Origin of the sequence: Kitasatospora sp. NPDC058965 (genome assembly GCF_042741245.1) — a bacterium.
Classification (GTDB): domain Bacteria; phylum Actinomycetota; class Actinomycetes; order Streptomycetales; family Streptomycetaceae; genus Kitasatospora.
This window is the reverse complement of record NZ_JBHYKG010000029.1, coordinates 17379-43728: the sequence shown is the minus strand read 5'-3', so window position 1 is coordinate 43728 and position 26350 is coordinate 17379. Positions and strand designations below refer to the sequence as shown.

At 73.4% G+C, this 26350-nt stretch carries 19 protein-coding genes; 9 read left to right on the top strand and 10 right to left on the bottom strand.

What is annotated here, in order from left to right:
- Positions 1 to 357: 357 nt before the first annotated feature.
- From ACFW1A_RS07875 to ACFW1A_RS07855, 5 genes are read right to left on the bottom strand one after another with little or no spacing between them, the layout of a single operon-like run.
- The gene (locus tag ACFW1A_RS07875; RefSeq protein ID WP_380405976.1) at positions 358 to 1668 is read right to left on the bottom strand and encodes a DUF58 domain-containing protein; all 1311 of its coding nucleotides are present in this window, start codon (positions 1666 to 1668) and stop codon (positions 358 to 360) included.
- 50 nt (positions 1669 to 1718) lie between these two features.
- On the bottom strand, positions 1719 to 2693 hold the full coding sequence (locus ACFW1A_RS07870) for an AAA family ATPase (RefSeq protein WP_380405973.1): 975 nt from the start codon (positions 2691 to 2693) through the stop codon (positions 1719 to 1721).
- Entirely contained in the window at positions 2690 to 3934 is a 1245-nt protein-coding gene (locus ACFW1A_RS07865) for a DUF4350 domain-containing protein (protein ID WP_380405970.1), read from the bottom strand. The genes ACFW1A_RS07870 and ACFW1A_RS07865 overlap by 4 nt, the downstream gene beginning before the upstream one ends.
- A complete protein-coding gene (locus tag ACFW1A_RS07860) occupies positions 3931 to 4599 on the bottom strand; it encodes a DUF4129 domain-containing protein (protein ID WP_380405967.1) in 669 nt (222 codons plus the stop codon). The genes ACFW1A_RS07865 and ACFW1A_RS07860 overlap by 4 nt, the downstream gene beginning before the upstream one ends.
- 4 nt (positions 4600 to 4603) lie before the next feature.
- A complete protein-coding gene (locus tag ACFW1A_RS07855) occupies positions 4604 to 5833 on the bottom strand; it encodes a hypothetical protein (RefSeq protein WP_380405964.1) in 1230 nt (409 codons plus the stop codon).
- A gap of 373 nt (positions 5834 to 6206) precedes the next feature.
- Between ACFW1A_RS07855 and mtrA the strand changes: the two genes are divergently transcribed.
- Genes mtrA through ACFW1A_RS07840 form a run of 3 tightly spaced genes read left to right on the top strand, consistent with a single transcriptional unit; the run spans position 6207 to position 10870 of the window.
- The gene (gene mtrA / locus ACFW1A_RS07850) at positions 6207 to 6884 is read left to right on the top strand and encodes an MtrAB system response regulator MtrA (protein WP_380405960.1); all 678 of its coding nucleotides are present in this window, start codon (positions 6207 to 6209) and stop codon (positions 6882 to 6884) included.
- A gap of 1 nt (position 6885) precedes the next feature.
- Positions 6886 to 9009 carry an MtrAB system histidine kinase MtrB gene (gene mtrB, locus ACFW1A_RS07845; protein ID WP_380405956.1) on the top strand — a complete coding sequence of 708 codons (2124 nt, stop codon included), beginning with the start codon at positions 6886 to 6888 and terminating at the stop codon, positions 9007 to 9009.
- 19 nt (positions 9010 to 9028) lie between these two features.
- Entirely contained in the window at positions 9029 to 10870 is a 1842-nt protein-coding gene (locus tag ACFW1A_RS07840) for an LpqB family beta-propeller domain-containing protein (protein ID WP_380405953.1), read from the top strand.
- A gap of 7 nt (positions 10871 to 10877) precedes the next feature.
- On the opposite strand, the gene ACFW1A_RS07835 is transcribed toward ACFW1A_RS07840, so the two are convergent.
- On the bottom strand, positions 10878 to 11558 hold the full coding sequence (locus ACFW1A_RS07835; protein WP_380405951.1) for a ComF family protein: 681 nt from the start codon (positions 11556 to 11558) through the stop codon (positions 10878 to 10880).
- Between the two features lie 362 nt (positions 11559 to 11920).
- Here ACFW1A_RS07835 and hpf point away from each other — a divergent pair, with 362 nt between their 5' ends.
- Both hpf and ACFW1A_RS07825 read left to right on the top strand, forming a co-directional pair.
- Entirely contained in the window at positions 11921 to 12613 is a 693-nt protein-coding gene (gene hpf / locus ACFW1A_RS07830) for a ribosome hibernation-promoting factor, HPF/YfiA family (protein WP_380405949.1), read from the top strand.
- A gap of 175 nt (positions 12614 to 12788) precedes the next feature.
- Positions 12789 to 13508 (top strand): response regulator, encoded by a 720-nt coding sequence (locus tag ACFW1A_RS07825; protein WP_380405979.1) that lies wholly within the window; start codon positions 12789 to 12791, stop codon positions 13506 to 13508.
- A 7-nt stretch (positions 13509 to 13515) separates the two neighbouring features.
- Here ACFW1A_RS07825 and ACFW1A_RS07820 read toward each other — a convergent pair whose 3' ends face one another.
- The 3 genes from ACFW1A_RS07820 to ACFW1A_RS07810 form a co-directional block, all read right to left on the bottom strand.
- Positions 13516 to 14721 (bottom strand): winged helix-turn-helix domain-containing protein, encoded by a 1206-nt coding sequence (locus tag ACFW1A_RS07820; RefSeq protein WP_380405947.1) that lies wholly within the window; start codon positions 14719 to 14721, stop codon positions 13516 to 13518.
- Between the two features lie 124 nt (positions 14722 to 14845).
- Positions 14846 to 15421, bottom strand: coding sequence for a GNAT family N-acetyltransferase (locus ACFW1A_RS07815; RefSeq protein WP_380405944.1), 576 nt, complete (start codon positions 15419 to 15421; stop codon positions 14846 to 14848).
- Entirely contained in the window at positions 15418 to 15975 is a 558-nt protein-coding gene (locus tag ACFW1A_RS07810; protein WP_380405940.1) for a GNAT family N-acetyltransferase, read from the bottom strand. Before ACFW1A_RS07810 ends, ACFW1A_RS07815 begins: the two co-directional genes overlap by 4 nt.
- A gap of 225 nt (positions 15976 to 16200) precedes the next feature.
- Here ACFW1A_RS07810 and secA point away from each other — a divergent pair, with 225 nt between their 5' ends.
- Positions 16201 to 18945 (top strand): preprotein translocase subunit SecA, encoded by a 2745-nt coding sequence (gene secA / locus ACFW1A_RS07805; RefSeq protein WP_380405937.1) that lies wholly within the window; start codon positions 16201 to 16203, stop codon positions 18943 to 18945.
- A gap of 53 nt (positions 18946 to 18998) precedes the next feature.
- Here the strand turns inward: secA and ACFW1A_RS07800 are convergent, their stop codons facing one another.
- Positions 18999 to 19604: an Rv3235 family protein gene (locus tag ACFW1A_RS07800; protein ID WP_380405934.1), complete on the bottom strand. Its 606-nt coding sequence runs from the start codon at positions 19602 to 19604 to the stop codon at positions 18999 to 19001.
- Between the two features lie 256 nt (positions 19605 to 19860).
- Here ACFW1A_RS07800 and ACFW1A_RS07795 point away from each other — a divergent pair, with 256 nt between their 5' ends.
- The 3 genes from ACFW1A_RS07795 to ACFW1A_RS07785 all read left to right on the top strand — a co-directional run bounded on the left by ACFW1A_RS07795 (position 19861) and on the right by ACFW1A_RS07785 (position 26333).
- Positions 19861 to 20370 (top strand): DUF6912 family protein, encoded by a 510-nt coding sequence (locus tag ACFW1A_RS07795; protein ID WP_380405931.1) that lies wholly within the window; start codon positions 19861 to 19863, stop codon positions 20368 to 20370.
- Between the two features lie 59 nt (positions 20371 to 20429).
- The gene (locus ACFW1A_RS07790; RefSeq protein WP_380405928.1) at positions 20430 to 21086 is read left to right on the top strand and encodes an HAD family hydrolase; all 657 of its coding nucleotides are present in this window, start codon (positions 20430 to 20432) and stop codon (positions 21084 to 21086) included.
- 300 nt (positions 21087 to 21386) lie between these two features.
- Positions 21387 to 26333 carry an NAD-glutamate dehydrogenase gene (locus ACFW1A_RS07785; RefSeq protein WP_380405925.1) on the top strand — a complete coding sequence of 1649 codons (4947 nt, stop codon included), beginning with the start codon at positions 21387 to 21389 and terminating at the stop codon, positions 26331 to 26333.
- Positions 26334 to 26350 lie beyond the last annotated feature (17 nt).

Sequence of the window (26350 nt, the reverse complement as noted above, 5' to 3'; positions counted from 1 at the left end):
GCAGGGGGGACCCTGTGGGAGAGTAGGACGCCGCCGAACAATCATTCAGGAGAAGCCTCCTTTCCTTCGGGAAAGGGGGCTTCTTCGCGTTTCCGAGCCTTTTCGGGACAGCAGGGTAGCCGGCTGCTCGGGAGCGCGGACAGCCCGGCGGGACGTCCTGGGGACGGGCAGTGGTGCTCCGCGGAGAGTAGGGCCGAGCGGGGTTCTGGAGGCGCTGGGAAAGGTCCTCACGGGCAGGAGGGTGGTCCCTCGTGACACCGGAGTGGCATGACAGACGGCCCGTGATGGGGAACGCCGGAGGGGCCCGGGAGAACCCGGGCCCCTCCGGCGGTGGCGGTGGTGGACGGCTGCTCCGTGCTAGAGCTTGCCCGCCGCCTTGAGCTCCAGGTAGCTGTCCGCCAGGGCCGGCGGAAGGGCGGCGGGGGACTCGTCCAGGACCGTGACGCCGAGGCGGCCGAGGCGGGTGGCGACCGCGCGGCGGTCGGCCTGGGCCTGCTCGGCCGCGGCAGCGCCGTACACCGCCTGCACGGTGCCGCGGGCGGCCGCCAGCTCGGTCAGCCGGGGGTCGGCCACCGAGGCGACGATCACCTGGTGGCGTTGGGTGAGCCGGGGCAGCAGCGGCAGCAGGCCGTCCTCGGCGGGGCCGGTGTCCAGGCCGGTGAGCAGCACGATCAGCGAGCGGCGCGGGGCCAGCTTGAGCGTGGCGGCCGTCAGCGCGCGCAGGTCGGTCTCGACCAGTGCCGGTTCCAGCGTGGCCATGGCGTTGGTGAAGGCGGGCAGCACGTCGGTGGCCGAACGACCCAGGACCGTGCCGCGCTGGCGCAGGTCGTGGGCGAGCAGGTCGACCCGGTCCCCGGCCCGGGTGGCCAGTGCGGTGAGCAGCAGGGCGGCGTCCAGTGCCGCGTCCAGACGCGGGGCGTCGCCGACCCGGCCGGCCGAGGTCCGGCCGGTGTCCAGCACGATCAGGATGTGTCGGTCCCGCTCGGGCCGCCAGGTGCGGACCGCGACGGTGTGCCGGCGGGCGCTGGCCCGCCAGTCGATGGAGCGGACGTCGTCACCCGGCAGGTACTCGCGCAGGCTGTCGAACTCGGTGCCTTGACCACGGGTCAGCAGCGAGGTCCGGCCGTCGAGTTCGCGCAGTCGGGCGAGGCGGGAGGGCAGGTGCTTGCGGCTGGTGAACGGCGGCAGTGCGCGCAGCGTCCACGGCACGTGGTGCGAGCCCTGACGCCCCGCCAGGCCGAGCGGGCCCAGCGAACGGACCGTCACCCGGTGGGCCTGCTGGTCGCCGCGGCGGGTCGGGTGCAGCGCGGTGCTGACCCGGCGGCGCTCGCCGGCCGGCACGGTGAGCCGGTGCCGAGAGGCCGTCAGGTCGGTGCCGGGGCGGAAGGCGGAGGGGGCCCAGGCGTCGCGCAGCTGGGCCCGCAGCGGGCGCCCGGACAGGTTGCTGATGCTCAGTGAGACGGTGGCCGGCTCGCCGAGCCGGACCGAGGTGTCGCCGTCCCGGTCCAGCACCAGGGTGCGGACCGGGGCGGCGAGCAGCAGATCGGCCAGCACCCCGAGCAGTACCACCCCGGTGACCAGCCCGACGCCGGCCCAGGAGGGCAGCAGCAGCCCCACGACCAGGCTGCCCAGGGCGGCGAGCAGGGCGGTTCGGCCGGTCAGGGCCACGGCAGACTCCTAGCGTGTGGGGCTGACTGGCTGGCGGGAACGGGTCCGGCTCAGCGCGGTGCGGGGGTCTGGGCGAGCACGGCCTGGATCACCGAGTCGGCGGTCACGCCCTCCATCTCGGCCTCGGCGCGCAGCTGCAGCCGGTGGCGCAGCGTGGGCAGGGCGAGCGCCTTGACGTCGTCGGGCGAGACGTAGTCCCGCCCGGCCAGCCAGGCCCAGGCCCGCGCGGTGTTGAGCAGCGCGGTGGCGCCGCGCGGGGAGACCCCGAGCGAGAGCGAGGGGTGCTGCCGGGTGGCCCGGCACAGGTCCACGATGTAGGCCAGCACCTCGGGGGAGACGGTGAGCTTGGCGATCTCGGCGCGGGCCGCGGCCAGCTCGGCCGGGCCGGCCACCGGCCGCACGCCGGCGGCGGCCAGGTCGCGCGGGTCGAAGCCGGCGGCGTGCCGGCTGAGCACCTGGAACTCCTGGTCGCGGTCGGGCAGCGGCAGGATCAGCTTGAGCAGGAAGCGGTCCAGCTGGGCCTCGGGCAGCGGGTAGGTGCCCTCGTACTCCAGGGGGTTCTGGGTGGCGGCGACCAGGAACGGCTCGGGCAGCTTGCGCGGCTCGCCGTCCACCGTGACCTGGCGCTCCTCCATCGCCTCCAGCAGCGAGGCCTGGGTCTTCGGCGGGGTGCGGTTGATCTCGTCGGCCAGCAGCAGGTTGGTGAAGACCGGGCCGGGCTGGAAGGAGAACTCGGCGGTGCGGGCGTCGTAGACCAGCGAGCCGGTCACGTCGCCCGGCATCAGGTCGGGGGTGAACTGGATCCGCTTGGTCTCCAGGCTGAGCGCGGTGGACAGGGTGCGGATCAGCAGGGTCTTGGCGACACCGGGCACGCCCTCCAGCAGCACGTGGCCGCCGCAGAGTATCGCCACCACCAGGCCGGTGACGGCGGCGTCCTGGCCGACCACGGCCTTGCCGATCTCGGCGCGCAGCGCTCCGAGGGCCTGCCGGGGGTCGGCGGCAGCGGGAGTGGGCTGGTCGGTCACGGCTGTCGTACCTGCCTTTCGAGGGCATCGAGGTCGTCGGCGAGCCGCAGCAGTGCGGCGTCGTCGGTGGGCGGCGGACCGTAGAGCAGCCCGGCCAGGTCACCGGCGGGGCGGTCGGTCAGCCGGTCGCCGAGGGCGGCGAGCAGGGTGTGGGAGTCCACCTGGCCGGCCGTCACGGACACCCCGAGCACGGGGGCCAGCCGGTGCCGGGCGGCCCGGCGCAGCGCTTCGGCGGCCCGGCCGCGGGCCTTGGCCAGCTGGTAGAGCCGGGCGCGGCCCTCGGTGGTCTCGGCGGCCCGGACCACCACCGGCAGCTGTTCGGCGACCAGCGGTCCGAGCCGGCGGGCCCGCCAGAGCGCGGCCAGCACGACGGCGACGGCGAGCTGCACCGCGGCCCAGCTCCACCCGCTCGGGATCAGCTCCGTGAAGCTCTTGTCACCGTTGGCGGCGGCGGAGGCGGCGTAGTCCGGCAGGTACCAGACCAGGTGCGGCTGCGAGCCGAGCAGACCGAGGGCGAGCGAGGCGTTGCCCTCGTGGGTCAGGTACTCGTTGGTGAGGAAGCGGCCGGAGCCGACCACGACCACCTCGGAGCCGTCCGCGCCGCGGGCGCTCACCAGGGTCGGGTGGCCGAGCCGCGGGTAGCAGGCGGCGGTGCCGGGGCCGCCGCGGTACAGCCGGCCGCCCGCCTCGGCGGTGCCGGCCACCTCGGCCTCGGCCAGCGTGCAGCCGGGGGCGGTGGCGGCCGAGGTGACGCCTTCCGGTCCGTCGCCGGTGTAGGGCTGCACGGCGGGCGCCAGGACGTCCAGGGCGGTGCTGTCGGGGGAGAGCAGCACCAGGCGGCGGTGGCCGGCGGCGCCCAGCGCGCGCAACTGGTCGGAGGTCAGCAGGTCGGGCACCGGGACCAGGACGGTGTCGTCCGGTCCGGCGGTGGCGAGGGCGCCGGGGTCCGCAGTGGTGGAGACGGTCACGCCGTGCCCGCGGAGCAGTTCGGCGACGGCCTTGGTACCGGTCCCGTCGGGCGAGCGCGGATCCAGGGCCGGGTAGCCGGCGCTGTTGTCGAGCCCGGCCAGCAGCAGGCCGGCCAGCAGCAGCAGGACGGCGGCGGCCAGGAACCAGCGGGTCCGGTGCCAGAGCTGGCGCAGCGTCGGGCTGAGGCTGGACGCGGGCGCGTCGGCGGCGGTTGCCGCGGGCGCCCCGGTGGTCGGTTCGGTGGTCGGTTCGGTGGTGGTGCTCAGGCTCACGCGGCGCCCGCCGGAGTCAGGGTGGGACGGGTCTGGCGCAGTCGGCGGTCGAGCTCGGCCAACTGCTGGTAGGCGCCCCGGTCGGCGGTGCGGCCGCCGTAGGCGATGTCGTCGAAGAGGCGGGCGGCGGTGCGCAGCTCCGCGGCGTGGGTGGGGAGCCGGCGGCCGGCCTCGGCGGCGGCCTCGTCCGCGGTGCGGCCGGGGCGCGGGTCGAGCAGGGTGCGCTCCTCCAGGTCGCGGACCAGGGCGCGCAGCTGCTCGCGGACCGCGTCCTCCCACTCGCCGGCGGCGGCGTGCCGCTCGGCCGCGGCCCGGTGCTCGGCGGCGCTGCGCGGGCCCCGGTCGGCGAAGAGCGCGGTGGCGGTGGTCGCGGACCGCCCCGGGCGGCCCAGGCGCCACCAGAGCAGGCCGCCGATCACCACGAACAGGAGCAGGAAGAGGACCAGCCCGGTGGTGCCGCTGTGGCCCGGGCCGCCGAGTCGGTCGAGCAACTGGTTGAAGTGGTCCCAGAGCCAGCTGATGGCGCGCTGCAGCAGGCTCGGGTCGTGGCGGTGGTACTCCGCCTTCTGCAGTTCGTCGCGCGCGGCGTTGCGGGCCACGTCGCGCGGCACGGTCACCGGGACGCCGTCACCGGCGGCCCGGACCAGTTCCCCCCAGGTCGTCATCGGGTCAGGCCGCCCCGTGCGGGCCGGGGTACGGCGGGTACTGGCCCGGCTGCTGGCCGGCCCAGCCGGAGCCGCCGTACTCGGGCAGGCCGGCCGCGCGGGCCAGCTCCAGGTCCAGCGCCTCGCGGCGGATCCGCTGGTCGACGTAGAGCAGCACCGAGATGCCGGACTTGATCGGCGTGGTGAGGGTGGCGCCGAGCACGCCGCCGATCGCGACGATCACCAGCGAGGCGAGCGAGGGCGGGTTGTTCGGGTCCGGCACCAGCCCGGCGAGCGGGCCGCCCGCGCCGCTGCCGCCGGAGAGCAGCCGGAACGGCAGCGCGATCACGCCGGCCAGGATGCCGGTGAGGAGCAGCCCGAGCAGGTTGATGCCGAAGATCCGCCACCAGGAGCCGCGGACCAGCCGGCGGGAGCGGCGCATCGCCTCGAAGACGCCCTGGCGCTCCAGCATCAGGGCCGGGGCGGCGAGGCTGAGCCGGACGTACATCCAGGCGCCCAGCGCGATGGCGGCCATGAACCCGAAGAAGATCAGCACGGCGGCACCCGCGCCGGCGCCGGAGTCGTCCGAGCCGAGGCCGCCCATCGCGATGCCGACCAGCACGCAGGGCACGATGACCGCGGCCATCACGCCGACGACGATCAGCGTGATCATCAGGGTCAGTCCGACCAGCTTCCAGAGCTGGCCGCGGGCCGCCTGCCAGGCGGTGCCGACCGAGACCGACTCCCCGATGGTCGCCTTGCTCACCACGATGGTGAGCAGTGCGGTGACCACCAGGCCGGCGACCGCGCTGATCAGGGCGCCGGCCAGGCCGCCGACCAGGGCGGCGATGTTGGCCGAGCCGTTCAGCTGGACCCAGTTGAGGGTGGTGACAGCGCTCTGGCTGAGCACCGCGACGATCAGCGACAGCGGCAGCACGGTGCGCCAGTGCTGGCGGGCGGTGGCGATCGAGCCGTCCAGGATCTCGCCGACGGCGAGCGGGCGCAGCGGGATCACGCCGGGCTTGGGGCTGGGCGGGCGCATGCCCCACTGCGGCTGCTGGCCCCACTGGGGCTGTCCCCACTGCGGCTGGCCGCCCTGCGGCTGCCCGCCCCGCTGGGGTTGCCCCCACTGCGGCTGCTGCTGCCCCCAGCCGGGCGGCGGGTTCCAGCCGCGCTGCGGGGGGACCGGAGCTCCTGCGCCACCGGGGACGCCGTAGGAGCCCGAGTACGGTGGGGCGGCCGGCGGCGGGGTCACCGGGGGCGTGTGCGGTGCGGGAGGAGTGTCCGACGGTCGGTCCGCTCCACCCGGCGTGCCGGCCGGGGGCCGGACGTCCTCGGGTTCGGACCCGGACGAGCTGGGGGAGACCCAGCCCGGAGTGTCGGTCATCACTGCTCCTCGGCGCGGGGCGTCGGCCCCGGATTCGGTGGTGGGGCGCATGCGTGCCGCCCCATCGTGCCATGGTGTCGGCAGGCGCCCCAGGGGCGCCGGGTTGCTGATCGACAACGGAGTCGACCGGGCCCGGAAAGCATGGAGTTTGGGTGGATATGGGCAGCATTACCGGCCGTTCGCCGGTCGGATGGGCACGGGTGTGCGGCAGGTCACAATCCGGTAATGAGAGGATGGGCGCATGAAAGGTCGCGTCCTCGTCGTAGATGACGACACCGCACTGGCCGAGATGCTCGGCATCGTGCTGCGTGGTGAGGGTTTTGAGCCGTATTTCGTGGCGGACGGGGACAAGGCGCTCGCCGCGTTCCGGGAGACGAAGCCGGATCTGGTGCTGCTCGACCTGATGCTGCCCGGACGGGACGGGATCGACGTCTGCCGGCAGATCAGGTCCGAGTCCGGTGTGCCGATCGTGATGCTGACCGCGAAGACCGACACGGTGGACATCGTGGTCGGCCTGGAGTCCGGCGCCGACGACTACGTGGTGAAGCCCTTCAAGCCGAAGGAGCTGGTGGCCCGGATCCGGGCCCGGCTGCGCCGGGCCGAGGAGCCCACCCCCGAGCAGCTGACCATCGGTGACCTGGTCATCGACGTGGCCGGCCACTCGGTCAAGCGGGACGGGCGGGGCATCCCGCTGACCCCGCTGGAGTTCGACCTGCTGGTCGCGCTGGCCCGCAAGCCCTGGCAGGTGTTCACCCGCGAGGTGCTGCTGGAGCAGGTCTGGGGCTACCGGCACGCGGCCGACACCCGACTGGTGAACGTGCACGTGCAGCGCCTGCGCTCGAAGATCGAGAAGGACCCGGAGCGTCCGGAGATCGTCGTGACCGTCCGCGGTGTCGGCTACAAGGCCGGACCCAGCTGACGTGTCGCACCAGGTCCACCCCTCCTCGGCCGACGTCGTGGCCGAGGAGGTGATCGTCCCCAGCGGCGGCCCGCGACGCGCGACGGGCGCGTCGCACGGTCCGCTGGGCCGTCGGCTGCTGCGCCCGTTCCACCGGCTGAGCGCGCTGTACCGGCGTTCCATCCAGGTCCGGGTGGTCGCCGCCACCCTGGTCCTCTCGGTGGCGCTGGTCGCCGTGCTCGGCGTCGTCGTGATGGCCCAGGTCCGCCAGGGCCTGCTGGACAGCAAGAAGCGCGCCGCGCTCAGCCAGGCCTCCGGCGGCTTCAGCACCGCCCAGAAGCAGAGCGACACGCTCCGCGACCTCGGCGCCAAGGTCGGCGGCACCGGCACCGCCGGCAGCGGCGACCCGAGCAGCAGCGAGACCAGCACCTGGCTCACCGACCAGGTGGCCAACCTGGCCAGTGGTGGCCAGGGCGTCTACCTGGTGATCGGCGTCGTGCCGGCCACCGACCAGAGCGCAGTGGCGACCAGCGTCCCGCCGCAGACCGCCCGGGCCTCCGAGGACGTGGCGCTCACCAGCATCTCCCCCGAGCTGCGCCGGGACGTGGCCGGCGACCCGAACGCGATCCACCAGCAGACCACCACGATCAACCGCACCGCGGCGAACGGCCAGGAGCTCTCCGAGCCCGGCCTGGTGATCGGCCGGCAGCTGACGGGCCCGGACAACAAGCCGTACCAGCTCTACTTCGCCTTCTCCTTCGTCCAGGAGGACCAGACCCTGGCCCTGGTCACCACCACGGTGGCCACCGCCGGCGTCTTCATCGTCGTGCTGCTGGCCTGCATCGCCTGGCTGGTGGTCCGTCAGGTGGTCACCCCGGTGCGGATGGCCGCCGGGATCGCCGAGCGGCTGGCCGACGGGCACCTGGAAGAGCGGATGAAGGTCACCGGGACCGACGACATCGCCCGGCTCGGCGAGTCCTTCAACCGGATGGCCGGCGCGCTGCAGGCGCAGATCCGCCAGCTGGAGGAGCTGTCCCGGGTGCAGCGCCGGTTCGTCTCGGACGTGTCGCACGAGCTGCGCACCCCGCTGACCACGGTGCGGATGGCCGCCGACCTGATCTACGACTCGCGCGAGGACCTGGACCCGATGGCGGCCCGCTCGGCGGAGCTGCTGCAGGGCCAGCTGGACCGGTTCGAGTCGCTGCTCGCCGACCTGCTGGAGATCAGCCGGTTCGACGCGGGCGCGGCGATCCTGGACGCGGAGCCGGTGGACCTGCGCGACATCGTGCACCGGGTGGTCGAGGCGGCCGATCCGCTGGCCCGGCTGAAGGGCAGCGCCGTGGTGCTGCGCGGGGCCGAGAACCCGGTGGTGGCCGAGGTCGACCCGCGCCGGATCGAGCGGATCCTGCGCAACCTGGTGGTCAACGCGCTGGAGCACGGCGAGGGCCGCGACGTGGTGATCCGGCTCGGCTCCGCCGAGGGTGCGGTCGCCGTCGGCGTGCGCGACTACGGCATCGGCCTGAAGCCGGGCGAGGCCTCGCGGGTGTTCCACCGGTTCTGGCGCGCCGACCCGTCCCGGGTGCGCACCACCGGCGGCACCGGGCTGGGCCTGTCGATCGCGGTCGAGGACGCCCACCTGCACGGTGGCTGGCTGCAGGCCTGGGGCGAGCCGGGCGGCGGTTCGCACTTCCGGCTCACCCTGCCGCGCACCCGCGGCGGGGAGATCGGCCGGGCCCCGTTCCGGCTGGAGCCGGAGGACTCCCGGCACAACCGCGGCCTGCGGACCCAGGGCACCCCGTACCGCCGGGCGCTGCCGGCCGGCGCGACCGCGCTGACCGCCGGTGGCGAGGCGACCGAGGTCCCGGAGACCCCGGGCGGCGCGGGTCAGGGTCTCGGCCCGGGCCTGGGCGGGGTACTGAGCATCGGCGGGGCGCTGGGCCGTCCGCAGGCCAGGGCGGCCGTGGTCGCCGACCCCTCGGACGTGCGGGCCGCGGGCACCGGGTACGGTGCCACCGGCGCGCAGGTGGTGGTCGAACCGCACCGGCTGCCGCAGCAGCCGGAGGCCGGTCCGACCGAGGCCGGAGCGGACCGGCAGGTCGGCGGGAGCACGAGCGCGGAGGGGTCACCGGGTGGGGACTACCAGTAGGGCCGACTCGAGCGGCTGGGTGGGGACGCTGACGGTCTCGCTGACCGTGCTGCTCGCGGCCGGTTGCGCCACCATGCCGGACAACGGGCAGCCCGAGACGGTCCGCCCGCCGCAGGGGCAGGGCGTCCAGGTGCGGGTGATCCCGATGCCGCCGCGCGACGGGCAGTCGCCGCGCGAGGTGCTGCAGAACTTCCTGGACGCCTCGATCGCCGACGAGGCCGACTACCGGACCGCCAAGCAGTACCTGACGCCGGACGCGATCGCGCAGTGGCGGCCGAACGACGGCGCGGTGGTGCTGGCCACCACCGCGCTGCAGGCCCCCGCCGGCGGCGACTCGGCCGACCAGGTGCAGCTGACCATCAGCTCGCACGAGGTCGGTGAGCTTGATTCCCGGCACACCTACCACGGCAAGGACGACCGGGCCCAGTACAGCGGCCAGTTCACCCTGGTCAACGTCGCCAAGGACGCGAAGGACAGCAAGGACGCCAAGGACCGGGCGCAGTGGCGGATCGCCGCGCTGCCCTCGACGCTGGTGCTGGACAAGACCAGCTTCCAGAACGCGTACCAGCTGGTCGAGCGGTACTTCTTCACCCGCAACGACCCGGTCGGCGGCGGCGCGCAGCCGGTCCTGGTACCGGACCCGGTGTACCTGCGCCGCCGGATCGACCCGGCCGGCGCCGCGGCCCAGGCGGTCGCCCAGGGTGCCTCGGGGTGGCTGGCGCCGGTGGTCCGGTCGGGCTTCGACGGCGGCGTGAGCGTGACCGCGGTCAGCTCCGACGACCCGCGCACCGTGCGGGTCCAGGTCGACGGCGTGGACTGCGTGACCAGCGAGCGCCAGTGCCGCCAGATGGCGGCCCAGCTGTACTACACCCTGCTCAGCCAGGGCGGCCCCGGTTCGGTCGACCGGGTCCAGGTGGTGGCCAAGAAGGGCAGCGCCGAGGTCACCACGACCCAGGCCAAGGCCGCGGCCTACGCGCCCGGCACGCTGGCCGGCTCCGGCCAGGCGTACGCCCGCGACGCGAAGACCGGGCAGCTGGAGACGCTCAGCCAGGGCAGCTCCGGCGCGGTGCCCGGGGTCCTGGGGTCGACCAGCCCCGGTGCGTCGGTCGAGCCCAGCGGTGACCAGGCGCCGGCCGCCTTCGCGGTGCGCCGCGACCGTCCCGCCGCCGCGGTGGTGAGCCAGGACGGCCGGGCGCTCTACCAGGTGGCGCTGGACGACAGTGCCAAGCAGCTGGGCCAGCCGGTCGCCACCAGCCGGGTGGCACAGGGCCTCGCCACGCCCAGCTGGGACGGCTTCGGCGGGCTCTGGGTGGTGGACCGCGACCCGGCCCAGCCGCAGGTGCTGCTGATCAAGGACGGCGCCCGGACCTCGGTGCCGGTGGCCGACCTGCCCGCCGGTCAGGCCGTGGACGGCCTGCGGGTGTCCTCGGACGGCACCCGGGTGGCGCTGCTGCTCAAGGACGCGGCCGGCAACCACGGCCTCTGGCTCGGGCTGGTCCGCCGGGACGACCCGCAGCAGGCGTCGAACGTGCAGATCAGCGGGCTGCGGCCGATCGCGGCGCTGCTCACCGACGTCACCTCGGTCTCCTGGGCGGATCCGGACACGCTGCTGGTGCTGGGCAAGGAGCGCGACAGCGTGCCGCAGCTGCGCTACGTCTCCACCGACGGCTACTCCGGCCTGGACACCGCCCTGCAGGCGGTGGACGGGACGACGGTGGTGGCCGCCTCCGAGTCGCGGCTCGACCCGGTGCTGGCCGACGCCAAGGGCGGCGACCACCTGGTCTACTCGCTGAGCGGGACCATGCAGCCGCAGTGGAAGGCGTTCGCCAAGGACGCCACGCAGCCGACCTACCCCGGCTGACGGCGGCTCAGCGCCGCGCGGCGGCCACCGTGGCCGCCGCCAGCGGCGGTGCGCCCGCCTCCCGCAGGGCCCGGGCGGCCTCGGCCAGGGTGGCGCCGGTGGTCACCACGTCGTCCACCAGGACCAGCTGACGGCCGGTCAGCGGGTGGTGGAAGCGGACGGGCACGGTGAGCGCGCGGTGCAGGTTGGCCCGGCGGGCGGCGGCGCCCAGGCCGGCCTGATCGGCCACCGTGCGGGCCGGGCGCAGCACGGGGGCGACCTGGCAGCGCAGCCCGTGCCCGCGCAGGCGGCGGGCGGCGGCGCGGGCGAGGCGCCGGGTGGCGTCGTGGCCGCGGGCGCGCACCGCGCGACGGGCCGAGGGCATCGGGACCAGGAGCACCGGTCGACCGGCGGGAGCGGGCGGCGCGGACAGCGCGGCGAGCACGGTGCGGGCCAGCAGCTCGCCGAGCGGGGCGGCCAGCGCGAGGGCGCCGCGTTCCTTGTGGGCGAGCAGGAGTTGGCGCAGCGGGTCCTGGTAGGCGGCGCAGCTGTGCACCGGTGGCAGGCCGGGCGGGGCGGGCTGCGGGTCGAGCCGCCCGGGGGTCGAACGGTCCAGCCGGGCCCGGCAGTCGGGGCAGAGCGGACCGCCGGGCCCGGCACAGCCGGCGCAGGGGGCGGGGAGCAGCAGGTCGAGCAGCGGAGCGAGCACCGGACGCCTCCCGAGCGCGGTGTTGGCGGGTCGGGCAGGGCTCAGGGTGGGCCGTCTGGGCGGAGTTGTCCAGATATTTACCGTCACTTCACTCATATGAGGGTAGACAGGGGGGAACAGCTGTCCGGCCAAGACCCGCGACCCCTAGGGTCCCGCTGGAGAGGCGAAATGAACACCCGGGGTGTCTGATGAGGCTCCGGGGGGTTTCGCGCCTCCCGGTTGGGGAGGAGAGTGGGTGAGGGCCCAGCCCGCCCGGTCCGTGGACCAGGCGGCGGGCCGGCGGCAGTTTGGCTGGTCAGGCTGGGTCTCATGCCCGGTCCGGTAGTCCGGGCCGGCGCCAGTACGAGGGATCGGAGTTCTGCGTGGACATCGTCGTCAAGGGCCGCAAGACCGAGGTGCCCCAGAGGTTCCGCGAGCACGTGGCCGAGAAGCTGGAGAAGGTCCAGAAGTTCGACGGCAAGGTGATCAGCCTCGACGTCGAGGTGTCCAAGGAACACAACCCGCGTCAGGCCGACCGGTCCGACCGGGTGGAGATCACCGTCCGCACCCGTGGCCCGGTGATCCGGGCCGAGGCCGCCGCCGCCGATCCCTACGCGGCGCTCGACCTGGCCTCGGCGAAGCTCGACGCGCAGCTGCGCAAGTCCGCCGACCGGCGCCGGGTGCACCACGGAGTGCGCACCACGCCGCTGAGCGTGGCCCAGGCGACCGCGCGGATCGCGGCGCTGCCGGGCACGGCGACCGCCGAGGAGCTCGACGCGCAGGCCGTGCCGAAGACGAAGATGGGCTCGCTGGAGGTGGAGGGCGAGGGGCCGCTGGTGGTCCGGGAGAAGACCCACCTGGCGCACCCGATGACGCTGGCCCAGGCGCTGGAGTCGATGGAGCTGGTCGGCCACGACTTCTACCTGTTCGTGGAGAAGGACAGCGGGCTGCCCAGCGTGGTGTACCGCCGCCGCGGCTACGACTACGGCGTCATCCACGTGCAGGCCAACGGCCTGGAGCCGGACGACGAGCTGAGCGGTGGCGGCGGCTCGATCAACTCGGCGGCCGACCGCTGATCGCAGGAGTACCCGAGCCCGGCGGCCGACAGCGGCCGCCGGGCCGTTCGCCGTCGTGGGCGCGCGCACGGCCGTCGGCCCACCCGTTGGGGGGACGTGACGATCACGGGTTGAACCCGGCCCCAATTACCGTGGAATGATGAGGCCCACAGCATTCGGCGGCGGGGAGGGGCGGATGGCGCAGCGGTTCGACGGCGAGGCTCCGGAGCCGGAGTACGCGCCACGCGGCGGCGAGCCCATCCGCGTCCTGGTGGTGGACGACCACGCGCTCTTCCGGCGGGGCCTGGAGATCGTGCTGGCCGAGGAGCCGGACATCAAGGTGGTCGGCGAGGCCGGGGACGGCGCGGAGGCGGTGTCCAAGGCGGCCGACCTGCTGCCCGACATCATCCTGATGGACGTGCGGATGCCGCGGCGCAGCGGGATCGAGGCGTGCACCTCGATCAAGGAAGTGGCGCCCAGCACCAAGATCATCATGCTGACGATAAGCGACGAGGAGGCCGACCTCTACGAGGCGATCAAGGCGGGGGCCACCGGCTACCTGCTCAAGGAGATCTCCACGGACGAGGTGGCCACCGCGATCCGCGCGGTGGCGGACGGGCAGTCGCAGATCAGCCCCTCGATGGCGGCCAAGCTGCTGACCGAGTTCAAGTCGATGATCCAGCGCCGGTCCGACGACCGGGAGTTGGTGCCCGCGCCGCGGCTCACCGACCGCGAGCTGGAGGTGCTCAAGCTGGTGGCCACCGGGATGAACAACCGGGAGATCGCCAAGGAGCTCTTCATCAGCGAGAACACGGTGAAGAACCACGTCCGCAACATCCTGGAGAAGCTGCAGCTGCACTCCCGGATGGAGGCCGTGGTGTACGCGATGCGGGAGAAGATCCTCGAAATAGGGTGACCGGCGCTCAGCCGAGCAGCCGCTCCAGCGGGGCGCGCAGCGCCTCGTCGGAGAGCGCCTCGACCCGGACCGCCGAACAGCCCACCCACTGGGCCGCCTCGCGCAGCGCGTCGGCGAGGGCGGGCAGCCGGGCGGGGGAGTCGAGCGAGACCTGACGGGCCACCAGGACGCCCTTCTCGCGGGCCGGGTCGACCCGGCCGACCAGCTTGCCGCCGGTCAGCAGCGGCATGGCGAAGTAGCCGTGGACGCGCTTCTCCCTGGGGGTGTAGGCCTCCAGCCGGTGGCTCATGCCGAAGATCCGCTCGGTCCGGGCGCGGTCCCAGACCAGCGAGTCGAACGGTGAGAGCAGGGTGGTGCGGTGCCGGCCGCGCCCGGCGGCGGAACCGTCGACCGCCCCCTCGGCGGCGAGGGCGGCGGGATCGGCCCAGGCCGGGGCAGGGGTCCCGGCGGCGCCCCAGCCGGCCACCGCGACCGGGACCAGGCCGCTGTCGGCCAGGACCCGGTCGAGCTGGGCGGTCCTGAGCCGGTGGTAGTCCTGCAGGTCGCTCCGGGTGGCCACGCCGAGCGCCCGGCCGGCCTGGCCGACCAGTCGGCTCAGGCACTCCCCGTCGGTGAGCTCGCGCTGGTACAGCTCGGCGGGGACCGCCTGCTCGGCCAGCGCGTAGACCCGCTTCCAGCCGCGGCGCTCGGTGCAGACCACGTCGCCGAAGGCCAGCGCCCGCTCGACCGCGATCTTGCTGTCCGACCAGTCCCACCACTCGGCGGTCCGCTTGGCGCCGCCGAGCTCGCTGCTGGTCAGCGGGCCCTCGGCGCGCAGCCGGTCCAGCACCGCCCGGTAGGCCCGGGGCTCGACCCGGTGGTTCCACAGGTTGCCGCGGTCCCGGAAGGCCCGGCGGCGGAAGGCGAACAGCGGCCACTCCTCGATCGGCAGCACGCAGGCGGCGTGCGACCAGTACTCGAAGGAGGCGGCCGCGCCCCAGAGCGCGTGCTCCACGGCCGGGCGGCCGACCGCGCCGAGCCGGGCGTACGGGACCAGCTCGTGCGAACGGGCCAGCACCGAGATGGTGTCGAGCTGCACCGCGCCCAGCCGCCGCAGCACTCCGCGCACCCCGGCCCGGCGGTCCGGTGCCCCCAGCAGTCCCTGCGCCCGCAGCGCGATGCGGCGGGCCTGGTCGGCGGAGAGGGTCAGCTCGGGCGGTGGCAGCGCGGTCATGCGGGGCAGGCTAGCGGGCCCGTCCGACAGCCGGGCCCGTCCGACAGCCGGGCCCGGCAGACGGTCGGGGCCGTCCGGCGGTCGGGGCCGGCCGGACCGCGGGGTCCGGTCCGGCGCGCCGGGCTCAGTCGACGGCGTCGGTGGCGAGGCGGGCGTGCAGGTGCAGGTCCTGCCGGGCGCCGTGGCTGTCCGGCATCGCCCCGCGCAGCACGCCCTCCAGCAGGTAGCCGCCCTTGCGGGCGATCGCGCAGGACGCCCCGTGTCCCACGGCGTGCGCCAACTCGATCCGGTGCAGGCCCAGTTCGCCGAAGGCCCAGTGGGAGGCGAGGAGCAGGGCGGCGGTGGCCGTGCCGCGGCCGCGCGCCTCGGGCATGATCCAGTAACCGACCCGGGCGGTGCCCGTCGCCGGTTCCACGTCGCGCAGGCCCAGGTGGCCGAGCAGCCGGTCGTCGTCCGGGTGCCGCACCGCCCAGAAGACCCCGCTGCCCTGGGCCGTCCTGGCCAGCAGGCGGTCGACCCAGTCGTGCACGGCCGGTTCGCCCGGGTCGTCGAGCGGGGCGTTGGGGTTCCACCGGGCCTGTTCGGGGTCGCTCAGACCCCTGCGCAGGTCCGCCACGTCGCGCCGGTCGAGTGCGGCGGTCCAGGGGCGCAGCAGCAGGCCGTGCCCCGACAGCTCCGCGGGCTCCAGTGCCCCGGTCATGCCGACGGGACCTCGGTGGCCAGCAGCGAGCCCATCCACACGTCGCGCCACTGGCCGCGCTGGGGGGCGAACGAGCGCAGGGTGCCCTCCATGGTGAAGCCGGCCCGGCGGGCCACGGCGCGCGAGGGCTCGTTGCCGACGTAGGCGGTCCACTCGATCCGGCGCAGGCCGCGCTCGGCCACGCCCCAGCGGCAGACCGCCAGCAGCGCCTCGACGGTGAAGCCGCGGCCGCGCGCCGCCGGCGCGGCCCAGTAGCCCACCTCGGCGCTGCCCGGGCCGCGGTCGGCCAGGCTCTGGGTGCCGACCAGCGCGCCGGTGGCCTTCTCGAACACGCACCACGAGGGGTAGCGGCCGGTGCGCCAGCCGTCGGCGGCCAGCTTGTGCACGAAGAACTCCGCGTCCTCCGGCCGGTAGGGGGAGGGGACCACGGTCCAGCGCTGGATCTCGGGATCCTGGCAGATCTCGAAGATCGGGCCGACGTCCTCGGGCGCGGGGGCGCGCAGCAGCAGCCGTTCGGTCTCCAGGACCGCGGGCGCCAAGATCGAATCGCTCATGACTGGAGTATCCGGGTCGTCCGGCGGCGGCGAAAGTGACTTTCCCGTGCCCGGTTTGCACCCGTTCCGACACCTATCGCGGGATCCGCCCCCACGGGTGACACAGGAATGGCGTGCTGACGCACCTCCCGGCGCGTTGGACTCCTCGCATACGATGGCCCGTGCGGTGGGGTGGACCCCGCCGTGCAGTCGTCCAGAGCCGATCCAGGCAAGGAGCCCGCTCAAGTGTCCGTCTTCGACAAGATCCTGCGCGCCGGCGAAGGGAAGATTCTTCGCAAGCTGCAGCGGATTGCTGCCCAGGTCAACTCCATCGAAGAGGACTTCGTCAACCTCACCGACGACGAGCTGCGGGCGCTGACCGACGAGTACAAGCAGCGCCTGGCGGACGGCGAGTCGCTGGACGACATCCTCCCCGAGGCGTTCGCCACGGTCCGCGAGGGCGCCAAGCGCGTCCTCGGTCAGCGCCACTACGACGTCCAGCTGATGGGTGGCGCCGCGCTGCACATGGGGTACGTCGCCGAGATGCGCACCGGCGAGGGCAAGACCCTGGTCGGCACCCTGCCCGCCTACCTCAACGCCCTGACCGGCAAGGGCGTGCACCTGATCACCACCAACGACTACCTCGCCGAGCGCGACTCGGAGTGGATGGGCCGGGTGCACCGCTTCCTCGGCCTCGAGGTCGGCGTGATCCTCGCCAACATGTCGCCGGCCGAGCGCCAGCGCCAGTACGCGATGGACATCACCTACGGCACCAACAACGAGTTCGGCTTCGACTACCTGCGCGACAACATGGCCTGGTCGCAGGACGAGCTGGTGCAGCGCGGCCACAACTTCGCGATCGTCGACGAGGTCGACTCGATCCTGATCGACGAGGCCCGCACCCCGCTGATCATCTCCGGCCCGGCCGACCAGGCGACCAAGTGGTACGCCGACTTCGCCAAGCTGGTGCTGCGCCTCAAGCGCGACCGCGACTACGAGGTGGACGAGAAGAAGCGCACCGTCGGCGTGCTGGAGGAGGGTGTCTCCCGGGTCGAGGACTACCTGGGCATCGACAACCTCTACGAGTCGGTCAACACCCCGCTGGTCGGGTTCCTGAACAACGCCATCAAGGCGAAGGAGCTCTACAAGGCGGACAAGGACTACGTCGTGATGAACGGCGAGGTCATGATCGTCGACGAGCACACCGGCCGCATCCTGGCCGGCCGCCGCTACAACGAGGGCATGCACCAGGCGATCGAGGCCAAGGAGGGGGTGGAGATCCAGAACGAGAACCAGACCCTGGCCACCATCACCCTGCAGAACTTCTTCCGCCTGTACGAGAAGCTCTCCGGCATGACCGGTACCGCCACCACCGAGGCGGCCGAGTTCCACCAGATCTACAAGCTCGGCGTGGTGCCGATCCCGACCAACAAGTCGCCGCAGCGCATCGACCAGCCCGACCTGATCTACAAGTCGGAGCCGGCCAAGTTCGCCGCCGTGGTCGAGGACATCGCCGAGAAGCACGAGAAGGGCCAGCCGGTGCTGGTCGGCACCGTGTCGGTGGAGAAGTCGGAGTACCTCTCCCAGGAGCTGCGCAAGCGCGGCATCCCGCACGAGGTGCTGAACGCCAAGCACCACGAGCGCGAGGCCCAGGTCGTCGCCCAGGCCGGCCGCCGGGGCGCCGTCACGGTCGCCACCAACATGGCCGGCCGCGGCACCGACATCATGCTCGGCGGCAACCCCGAGCACCTGGCCACCGCGGAGCTGGCCCAGCGCGGGCTGAACCCGGTGGACACCCCCGAGGACTACCAGGCCGCGTTCCCGGCGGCGCTGGACAAGGCCAAGGAGATGGTCAAGTCCGAGCAGACGGAGGTGCAGGAGCTCGGCGGCCTGTACGTGCTCGGCACCGAGCGGCACGAGTCGCGCCGGATCGACAACCAGCTGCGCGGTCGTTCGGGCCGTCAGGGCGACCCGGGCGAGTCCCGGTTCTACCTCTCGCTCGGCGACGACCTGATGCGCCTGTTCAAGGCCGGCATGGTCGAGCGCGTGCTCTCCATGGCCAACGTGCCCGAGGACGTGCCGATCGAGTCCAAGATGGTCACCCGCGCCATCGCCTCCGCGCAGACCCAGGTCGAGCAGCAGAACTTCGAGATCCGCAAGAACGTCCTGAAGTACGACGAGGTGCTCAACCGCCAGCGCGAGGTCATCTACGGCGAGCGCCGTCGGGTGCTGGAGGGCGAGGACCTGCAGGAGCAGATCGGCCACTTCATGGACGACACGGTGGAGGCCTACGTGCAGGCCGCCACCGGCGAGGGCTTCGAGGACGACTGGGACCTGGACAAGCTCTGGACCGCCCTCAAGCAGCTCTACCCGGTCACCCTGGAGCTGGACGCGCTGGAGGAGGAGGCCGGCGGTGCCTCCGGCCTGACCTCGGACTTCCTGACCAAGGTGCTCCAGGAGGACATCCAGGCCCAGTACGGCGCCCGCGAGGACCAGCTCGGCGAGCAGGTCATGCGCGAGCTGGAGCGCCGCGTGGTGCTCTCGGTGCTGGACCGCCGCTGGCGCGAGCACCTGTACGAGATGGACTACCTGCAGGAGGGCATCGGCCTGCGGGCGATGGCCCAGCGCGACCCGCTGGTCGAGTACCAGCGCGAGGGCTTCGACATGTTCTCCGCGATGATGGAGGGCATCAAGGAGGAGTCCGTCGGCTACCTCTTCAACCTGGAGGTCCAGGTCGAGCAGCAGGTCGAGGAGGTCCCGCTGCCGGCCGACGCCGAGGCCGCCGAGGTCGTCCAGGACGCCCGTCCGGAGATCAAGGCCAAGGGCCTGGAGGCTCCGGCCCGCCAGCGCCTGCACTACACCGCCCCGTCGGTGGACGGCGACGAGACCGTCATCGAGGGCGACTTCGAGGAGGACGCGGCGGTCAGCGAGGGTGACGGGCTGACCCGCGCCGAGCGCCGCCGGGCCGCCAAGGGCCGCCGCCGCAAGTAGTCGAGCCGTCGTCGGGGCGCCGTCCGGATCCGTCCGGGCGGCGCCCCGCCGCGTCACCAGGTCCCCACGGTGGCGCACTGCCACTGGTCGGTGCGGCGGTGGCGCTCCAGCCGGAACGCGACCACGTGGTGGCGCGGGCCGGCCTCGACCCGCACGCAGACCTCCAGGGCGCCGGGCCCCGGGGCGGACTCGTGCACCGGGCCCAGTCGGGGCAGCGCGCCGCCGGGGCGGCGCAGCGGGTTGCCGCGGGACAGCCGGGCGAGTTCGCGGTAGCCGTCGTGGGTGGTGTGCCGGACCAGCTGGCCGAGCGGGCGGACCCCGGCGAGCACCTCGACCAGGCGCTGGGCGAACCGCTGGGCCAGCTCGCCCTGGGCCCGCGCGGTGGTCGCGCAGGCGGCGCGCGGGTGGCGGGGCGCGCGGGGCTCGTGCGGTGGCGGGTGCGGCGTCGAGTGCGGTGCGTCCGGGTGCGGCGCGTCGTGCGGGTGCGGGTGCGGTGCGTCGTGCGGCGGGTGCGGCGCGGTGTCCGCGTGCGGTGCGGCGTTCGACTGCGGTCGGGCCGGGCGCCGGGGCGTCGGCGTCAGCCTGCTGATCTGCGGCGCGGTGGTGCGGCGCAGCGCGGTCTCCATCATCGGCGGTACCCCCGGGGCTCGGTCGGTCACGGACGGGTGCGGTGCCAGTGCTATCGGCCGCTGCCGCGCCGCCTCAAGGCGGCCGCGCACCCCCGTGCGGGTGTCGCCCGGACGGCGGCTTGACACCGCTGCGGCCCTGGCGGGAGGGCCGGCGCACCCGGGTCCCCGACCGCCGCCGGGCCCGGCGGCGATGCGCTCGAAGGGGTACACGCCGCCCGCCCCGCGGTGATCGTCGGGGCCGTATTCTGTGGTGGTCCCGAGGACTACCGGAAGCGAGCGTGCCCCGATGCGTGTCTACGTGCCCACCACCCTGGCCGCGCTGGCCCAGGCGCACCCGGACGGCGCGCTGGACCAGTCCGCCGCCTACGCGGTGACCCCGGCGCTGCGCGAGTGGTACGTCAGCGACGACCTGGAGGAGCTGGAGTACGCCGCCCTGGTGCGCGCCGCCCAGTCCTCGCTGCGCCTGCTGGCCGCCGACGCCGGGGCGCCGCGCCGCCGGGTGGTGGTGGCGCTGGACGTGCCGGACCAGGCGGTGCGCCCGTTCCCCGGGGACGAGTACCAGGACCAGGCCTCGCTCGGCCGGGTCACCCTGGCCGCCCCGGTCCGGTTGGCCAAGGCCGCCGCCGTGCACGCGGACGCGGACGAGGAGGAGGTGGTCACCGACGTGACCGCCGCCGCGGCCGCGATCGGCGCCGCGGACGCCGGCGACACCGACGCCCAGTTCGACGTGGACGGCGCCGAGGACCACGAGCTGCTCTGGTACGCGACCCAGGAGATCCCCGGCCTCATCGGTTGATCGCCTGGTTGTGAGCCGCCCGATACCCGTTTGTCGGCACGGCCGCCTACCCTTCCGGGGTGCGAACTCACATCGTCTGGGACTGGAACGGCACCCTGCTGAACGACATGGCGGCGGTGGTGGGCGCCAGCAACGCCGCCTTCGCCACGGTCGGCGGCGCCCCGCTGACCCTGGAGCAGTACCGGGCCAGCTACGAGATCCCGATCCCGCGCTTCTACCAGCGGGTGCTGGGCTTCCAGCCGAGCGGCGCCCAGTGGGAGGCGCTGGACGCGGCCTTCCAGGAGCGGTACACCGAGCTGGCCGTCGGCTGCGGGTTGACCGACGGGGCACGGGACCTGCTGGCCGGCTGGGCGGCCGGCGGCGGCACCCAGTCGCTGCTCTCCATGTACCAGCACGAGCGGCTGGTCCCGGTGGTGGAGCGGTTCGGCATCCAGCGCCACTTCCTGCGGGTGGACGGTCGCACCGGCCCCTCGCACGGGCAGAAGGCCGCCTCGCTGGTGCGCCACCTGGCCGCGCTGGCCCCCGGGGTGGACCCGGCCCGCACCGTGCTGATCGGCGACGCGGCGGACGACGCACTCGCGGCGCGCGAGGCGGGCGCGCACGCCGTGCTGTACACCGGGGGTTCGCACATTCGCGCCAACCTGGAGCCGGTCGGCGTCCCGGTGGTCGACACCCTGGCCGAGGCGGTCGAGCTCGCCCGCACGCTCGTGCGCTGACCTGCTGGTTCGCCGCTCGCGGGCGATGGACCTGGACATCCTGTCCAGGAAGGGCGGATCTTCCTTCGGGAATGCTCCGCACTGTCCCCTGACACCTTGGTTCCCGCCGGTTAGGCTGGCTGGCGTCGTCGGGACGGCCCCCTCAGGCCGAAAGGTCTGTCGTACCCAGGCGAGGTGTTCTTTAAGCGTGCCTTGAGCGCCCCTTGCCAACCTGGTGCGGGAGGATTGTGGTCGGCCCGGCGGTGTGAAACCCAGACACCACCGAGTCACGCAACGGCGCGCGACAGGAGCCAATCAGCCATGCAGACCAAGCTGGACGCGGCGAAGGCCGAACTGCTCGTGAAGGCGGCCGCGGCCGCCGAGCACAGCCAGGTGGGGGGAGCGGCGCCCGGAGAGGGTCTGAGCAATGGTGCTCTGACCGCCTACCTGAACCACTACTACCTCCACACCGCCCCCGAGGACCTGGTCGACCGCGACCCGGTGGACGTGTACGGGGCGGCGGCCTCCCACTACCGGCTGGGCCTCAAGCGCCCGCAGGGCACCGCCGAGGTCCGGGTCTCCACCCCGACGGTCGACGAGAACGGCTGGTCCAGCGGCCACACCGTGGTCGAGGTGGTCACCGACGACATGCCGTTCCTGGTCGACTCGGTCACCAACGAGCTGTCCCGCCAGAACCGCGCGATCCACCTGGTGATCCACCCGCAGCTGGTGGTCCGCCGCGACATCACCGGCAAGCTGCTGGAGATCCTCGACATCGACGCCTGCTCGCGCAGCCAGGCCGGCGGCGTCGAGTGGCCCGCGGACGCCACGGTCGAGTCGTGGATGCACGTCGAGATCGACCGCGAGAGCGACCGCGAGGACCTGCGCCAGATCGAGTCCGACCTGCGCCGGGTGCTGGGCGACGTGCGCGAGGTGGTCGAGGACTGGGCGAAGATGCGCACCTCCGCGCTCCGCCTGGCCGACGAGCTCGCCGAGCAGCCCCCGGCCCACCTGCCCGAGCAGGAGGTCGGCGAGGCCTGGGAGCTGATGCGCTGGCTGGCCGACGACCACTTCACCTTCCTGGGTTACCGCGAGTACGACCTGGTCGAGCACGAGGGCGAGGAGGTGCTGCGGGCGATCCCCGGCACCGGCCTGGGCATCCTGCGCTCCGACCCGCTCAGCCACGACACCGACCACCACCCGGTCAGCGAGTCCTTCGGGCGCCTGTCCGCCCCGGTGCGCGCCAAGGCGCACGAGAAGAAGCTGCTGGTGCTGACCAAGGCCAACTCGCGGGCCACCGTGCACCGCCCGGCCTACCTGGACTACGTCGGCGTCAAGAAGTTCGACGCGGCCGGCAACGTGATCGGCGAGCGCCGCTTCCTCGGCCTGTTCTCCTCCGCCGCCTACACCGAGTCGGTCACCCGGATCCCGGTGGTGCGCCGCAAGGTCCAGGAGGTCGTCGCCGACTCCGGCTTCTCCGCCGAGAGCCACGACGGCCGCGACCTGCTCCAGATCCTGGAGACCTTCCCGCGCGACGAGATCTTCCAGACCCCGGCCGACGAGCTGCAGCAGATCGCCACCAGCGTGCTCTACCTGCAGGAGCGCCGCCGGCTGCGGCTGTTCCTGCGCCAGGACGAGTACGGGCGCTACTTCTCGGCGCTGGTCTACCTGCCGCGCGACCGCTACACCACCCGCATCCGGCTGCGCCTGATGGACATCCTGATGCAGGAGCTGAACGGCGCCGCCATCGACTACACGGTGTACGCCACCGAGTCGGTGCTGACCCGCCTGCACTTCGTGGTCCGGGTCGCCCCGGGCAACGAGCTCACCGACCTGACCGACGCCGAGGCGGAGCGGATCGAGGCCAAGCTGGCCGAGGCCGCCCGGTTCTGGATGGACGGCTTCAACGACCAGCTGCACGTCGAGCTGGGCGAGGAGCGGGCCGCCGAGCTGGCGCACAAGTACGCCAACGCCTTCCCCGACGGCTACCGCGCCGACTTCACCGCCCGCACCGCGGTGGCCGACCTCAAGCAGATCGAGTCGCTGCACGGCGAGGGCGACTTCCGCCTCAACCTGTACCAGCCGGTCGGCGCCGGGGACGACGAGCGCCGGTTCAAGATCTACCGGGTCGGCGGCCCGATCTCGCTGACCGAGGTGCTCCCGGTGCTCCAGCGGCTGGGCGTCGAGGTGCTCGACGAGCACCCGTACGCGCTCCGCCGCTCGGACCACACCACCGCCTGGGTCTACGACTTCGGCCTGCGGCTGCGCGAGGCCACCGAGCTGACCGACGAGGCCCGCGAGCGGTTCCAGGAGGCGTTCGCCGCCACCTGGACCGGCCGCGCCGAGAACGACGGCTTCAACGGCCTGATCCTGACCGCCGGGCTGACCTGGCGCCAGGCCGTGGTGCTGCGCGCCTACGCCAAGTACCTGCGCCAGGCCGGCTCGACCTTCTCGCAGGACTACATGGAGGACGCGCTCCGCAACAACGCGCACACCACCCGCCTGCTGGTCAACCTCTTCGAGGCGCGGCTGAGCCCCAGCCACCAGCTGGGTTCGGGCGAGCTGGGCGAGGCCATCCTGGAGGAGCTGTCCGGCGCGCTGGACGAGGTCGTCTCGCTGGACGAGGACCGGATCCTGCGCTCCTTCCTGCACCTGATCACGGCCACCCTGCGGACCAACTTCTTCCAGCGCAGCGAGTCCGGCGACTGGCACCCGTACGTGTCGATGAAGTTCGACCCGCACGCCATCCCGGACCTGCCGGCCCCGCGCCCGGCCTTCGAGATCTGGGTCTACTCGCCCCAGGTCGAGGGCGTGCACCTGCGCTTCGGCAAGGTCGCCCGCGGCGGTCTGCGCTGGTCCGACCGGCGCGAGGACTTCCGCACCGAGATCCTGGGCCTGGTCAAGGCGCAGATGGTCAAGAACACCGTGATCGTGCCGGTCGGCGCCAAGGGCGGCTTCGTCGCCAAGCAGCTGCCGGACCCGTCGGTGGACCGCGACGCCTGGCTGGCCGAGGGCATCGCCTCGTACAAGACCTTCATCTCGGCGCTGCTGGACATCACCGACAACCTGAAGGGCGGTCAGGTCGTCCACCCGGTGGACGTGGTCCGCCACGACGAGGACGACACCTACCTGGTGGTCGCCGCCGACAAGGGCACCGCGACCTTCTCCGACATCGCCAACGGCGTGGCCGAGTCCTACGGCTTCTGGCTGGGCGACGCGTTCGCCTCCGGCGGTTCGGCCGGCTACGACCACAAGGGCATGGGCATCACCGCCCGCGGCGCCTGGGAGTCGGTCAAGCGCAACTTCCGCGAGCTGGGCGTGGACACCCAGACCGAGGACTTCACCGTGGTCGGCATCGGCGACATGTCCGGTGACGTGTTCGGCAACGGCATGCTGCTCAGCGAGCACATCCGGCTGGTGGCCGCCTTCGACCACCGCCACATCTTCCTGGACCCGAACCCGGACGCGGCGGTCTCCTTCGCCGAGCGGCGCCGGCTCTTCGACCTGCCGCGCAGCTCCTGGGACGACTACGACAAGTCGCTGATCTCGGCCGGCGGCGGCGTCTTCCCGCGCTCCGCCAAGTCGATCCAGCTGTCCGCCCAGGTCCGCGAGGCGCTCGGCATCGAGGCCGCCAAGCTGACCCCGGCCGAGCTGATGAAGGCCGTGCTGCAGGCGCCGGTCGAGCTGTTCTGGAACGGCGGCATCGGCACCTACATCAAGGCCGAGCGCGAGACCAACGCGGACGTGGGCGACAAGGCCAACGACGCGATCCGGGTCAACGGCGGCCAGGTCCGGGCCCGGGTGATCGGCGAGGGCGGCAACCTCGGCTGCACCCAGCTGGGCCGGATCGAGTACGCCCAGACCGGCGGCCCCGCGGGCACCGGCGGCTGGATCAACACCGACGCGATCGACAACTCGGCCGGCGTGGACACCTCGGACCACGAGGTGAACATCAAGATCCTGCTCAACCAGGTGGTCGCCGAGGGCGACATGACGGTCAAGCAGCGCAACGCCCTGCTGGCCGAGATGACCGACGAGGTCGGCACCCTGGTGCTGCGCAACAACTACGCGCAGAACGTGGTGCTGGCCAACGCGGTGGCCCAGGCGCACAGCATGGTCAACGTGCACGCCCGGATGATCGGCCGGCTGGAGGCGGACGGCCTGCTCGACCGCCAGCTGGAGTTCCTGCCCGGCGACAAGCAGCTGAAGGAGCGCCAGCAGACGGGCTACGGCCTGACCCAGCCCGAGCTGTCGGTGCTGCTGGCCTACACCAAGATCACCCTGGCCGACGAGCTGCTGGCCACCGAGCTGCCGGACGACCCGTACTTCCGCAGCGTCCTGCACCTGTACTTCCCGACCGCGCTGCGCGAGCGGTTCGCCGAGGCGGTGGACAACCACCCGCTGCGCCGGGAGATCATCACCACCCTGATCGTCAACGACACGATCAACCGCGGCGGCTGCACCTTCGCCTTCCGGCTGCGCGAGGAGACCGGGGCCGGCTACGAGGAGATCGCCCGCACCCACACCGCGGCCCGCGCGGTCTTCGGCCTGGAGAACATCTGGGACGAGGTCGAGGGCCTGGACAACCGGGTGACGGCCGAGGTGCAGACCCGGATGCGGCTGCACGCGCGCCGACTGGTCGAGCGGGCCACCCGGTGGATGCTCAACAACCGCCGCCAGCCGCTGGACATCGCCGGCACCATCGCGTTCTTCCAGGAGCGGGTGGACCAGGTCTGGAGCAGCCTGCCCAAGCCGCTGCGCGGCGAGGACCTGGCCTGGTTCCAGCACGTCTACGGCGAGCTGGTCGAGGCGGGCGTGCCGGAGACGCTGGCGACCCGGGTGGCGGGCCTGTCCTCCGCCTTCCCGACGCTGGACATCACCGGCGTGGCGGACCGCTCCGGCACCGAGGTGACCGAGGTCGCCGAGCTCTACTACGACCTCGCCGACCGGCTGGGCATCACCCACCTGCTGGACCGGATCATCGAGCTCCCGCGCACCGACCGCTGGTCCTCGATGGCCCGCGCCTCGATCCGCGAGGACCTGTTCGCGGCGCACGCCCAGCTCACCGCGGACGTGCTGGCCTGCGGCCCGGCCGGGGCCACCCCGTCCGAGCGCTACGACGCCTGGGCGGACCTGAACGGCACCCTGCTGAGCCGCGCCAAGACCACGCTGGACGACATAAGGGGTTCGGACACCTACGAGCTGTCCAGCCTGTCGGTGGCCATGCGGGTGATCCGCACCCTGCTCCGTGCGGGGGCCATGGGCTGACGCCCGCGCAGCGCGAC

What these genes read in the sequence shown, in the direction of transcription:
- ACFW1A_RS07860 (WP_380405967.1), bottom strand. Translation starts at nt 4,599, where the DNA reads ATGACGACCTGGGGGGAACTGGTCCGGGCCGCCGGTGACGGCGTCCCG.
- mtrA (WP_380405960.1), top strand. Translation starts at nt 6,207, where the DNA reads ATGAAAGGTCGCGTCCTCGTCGTAGATGACGACACCGCACTGGCCGAG.
- ACFW1A_RS07825 (WP_380405979.1), top strand. Translation starts at nt 12,789, where the DNA reads ATGGCGCAGCGGTTCGACGGCGAGGCTCCGGAGCCGGAGTACGCGCCA.
- ACFW1A_RS07820 (WP_380405947.1), bottom strand. Translation starts at nt 14,721, where the DNA reads ATGACCGCGCTGCCACCGCCCGAGCTGACCCTCTCCGCCGACCAGGCC.
- ACFW1A_RS07815 (WP_380405944.1), bottom strand. Translation starts at nt 15,421, where the DNA reads ATGACCGGGGCACTGGAGCCCGCGGAGCTGTCGGGGCACGGCCTGCTG.
- ACFW1A_RS07810 (WP_380405940.1), bottom strand. Translation starts at nt 15,975, where the DNA reads ATGAGCGATTCGATCTTGGCGCCCGCGGTCCTGGAGACCGAACGGCTG.
- ACFW1A_RS07795 (WP_380405931.1), top strand. Translation starts at nt 19,861, where the DNA reads ATGCGTGTCTACGTGCCCACCACCCTGGCCGCGCTGGCCCAGGCGCAC.
- ACFW1A_RS07785 (WP_380405925.1), top strand. Translation starts at nt 21,387, where the DNA reads ATGCAGACCAAGCTGGACGCGGCGAAGGCCGAACTGCTCGTGAAGGCG.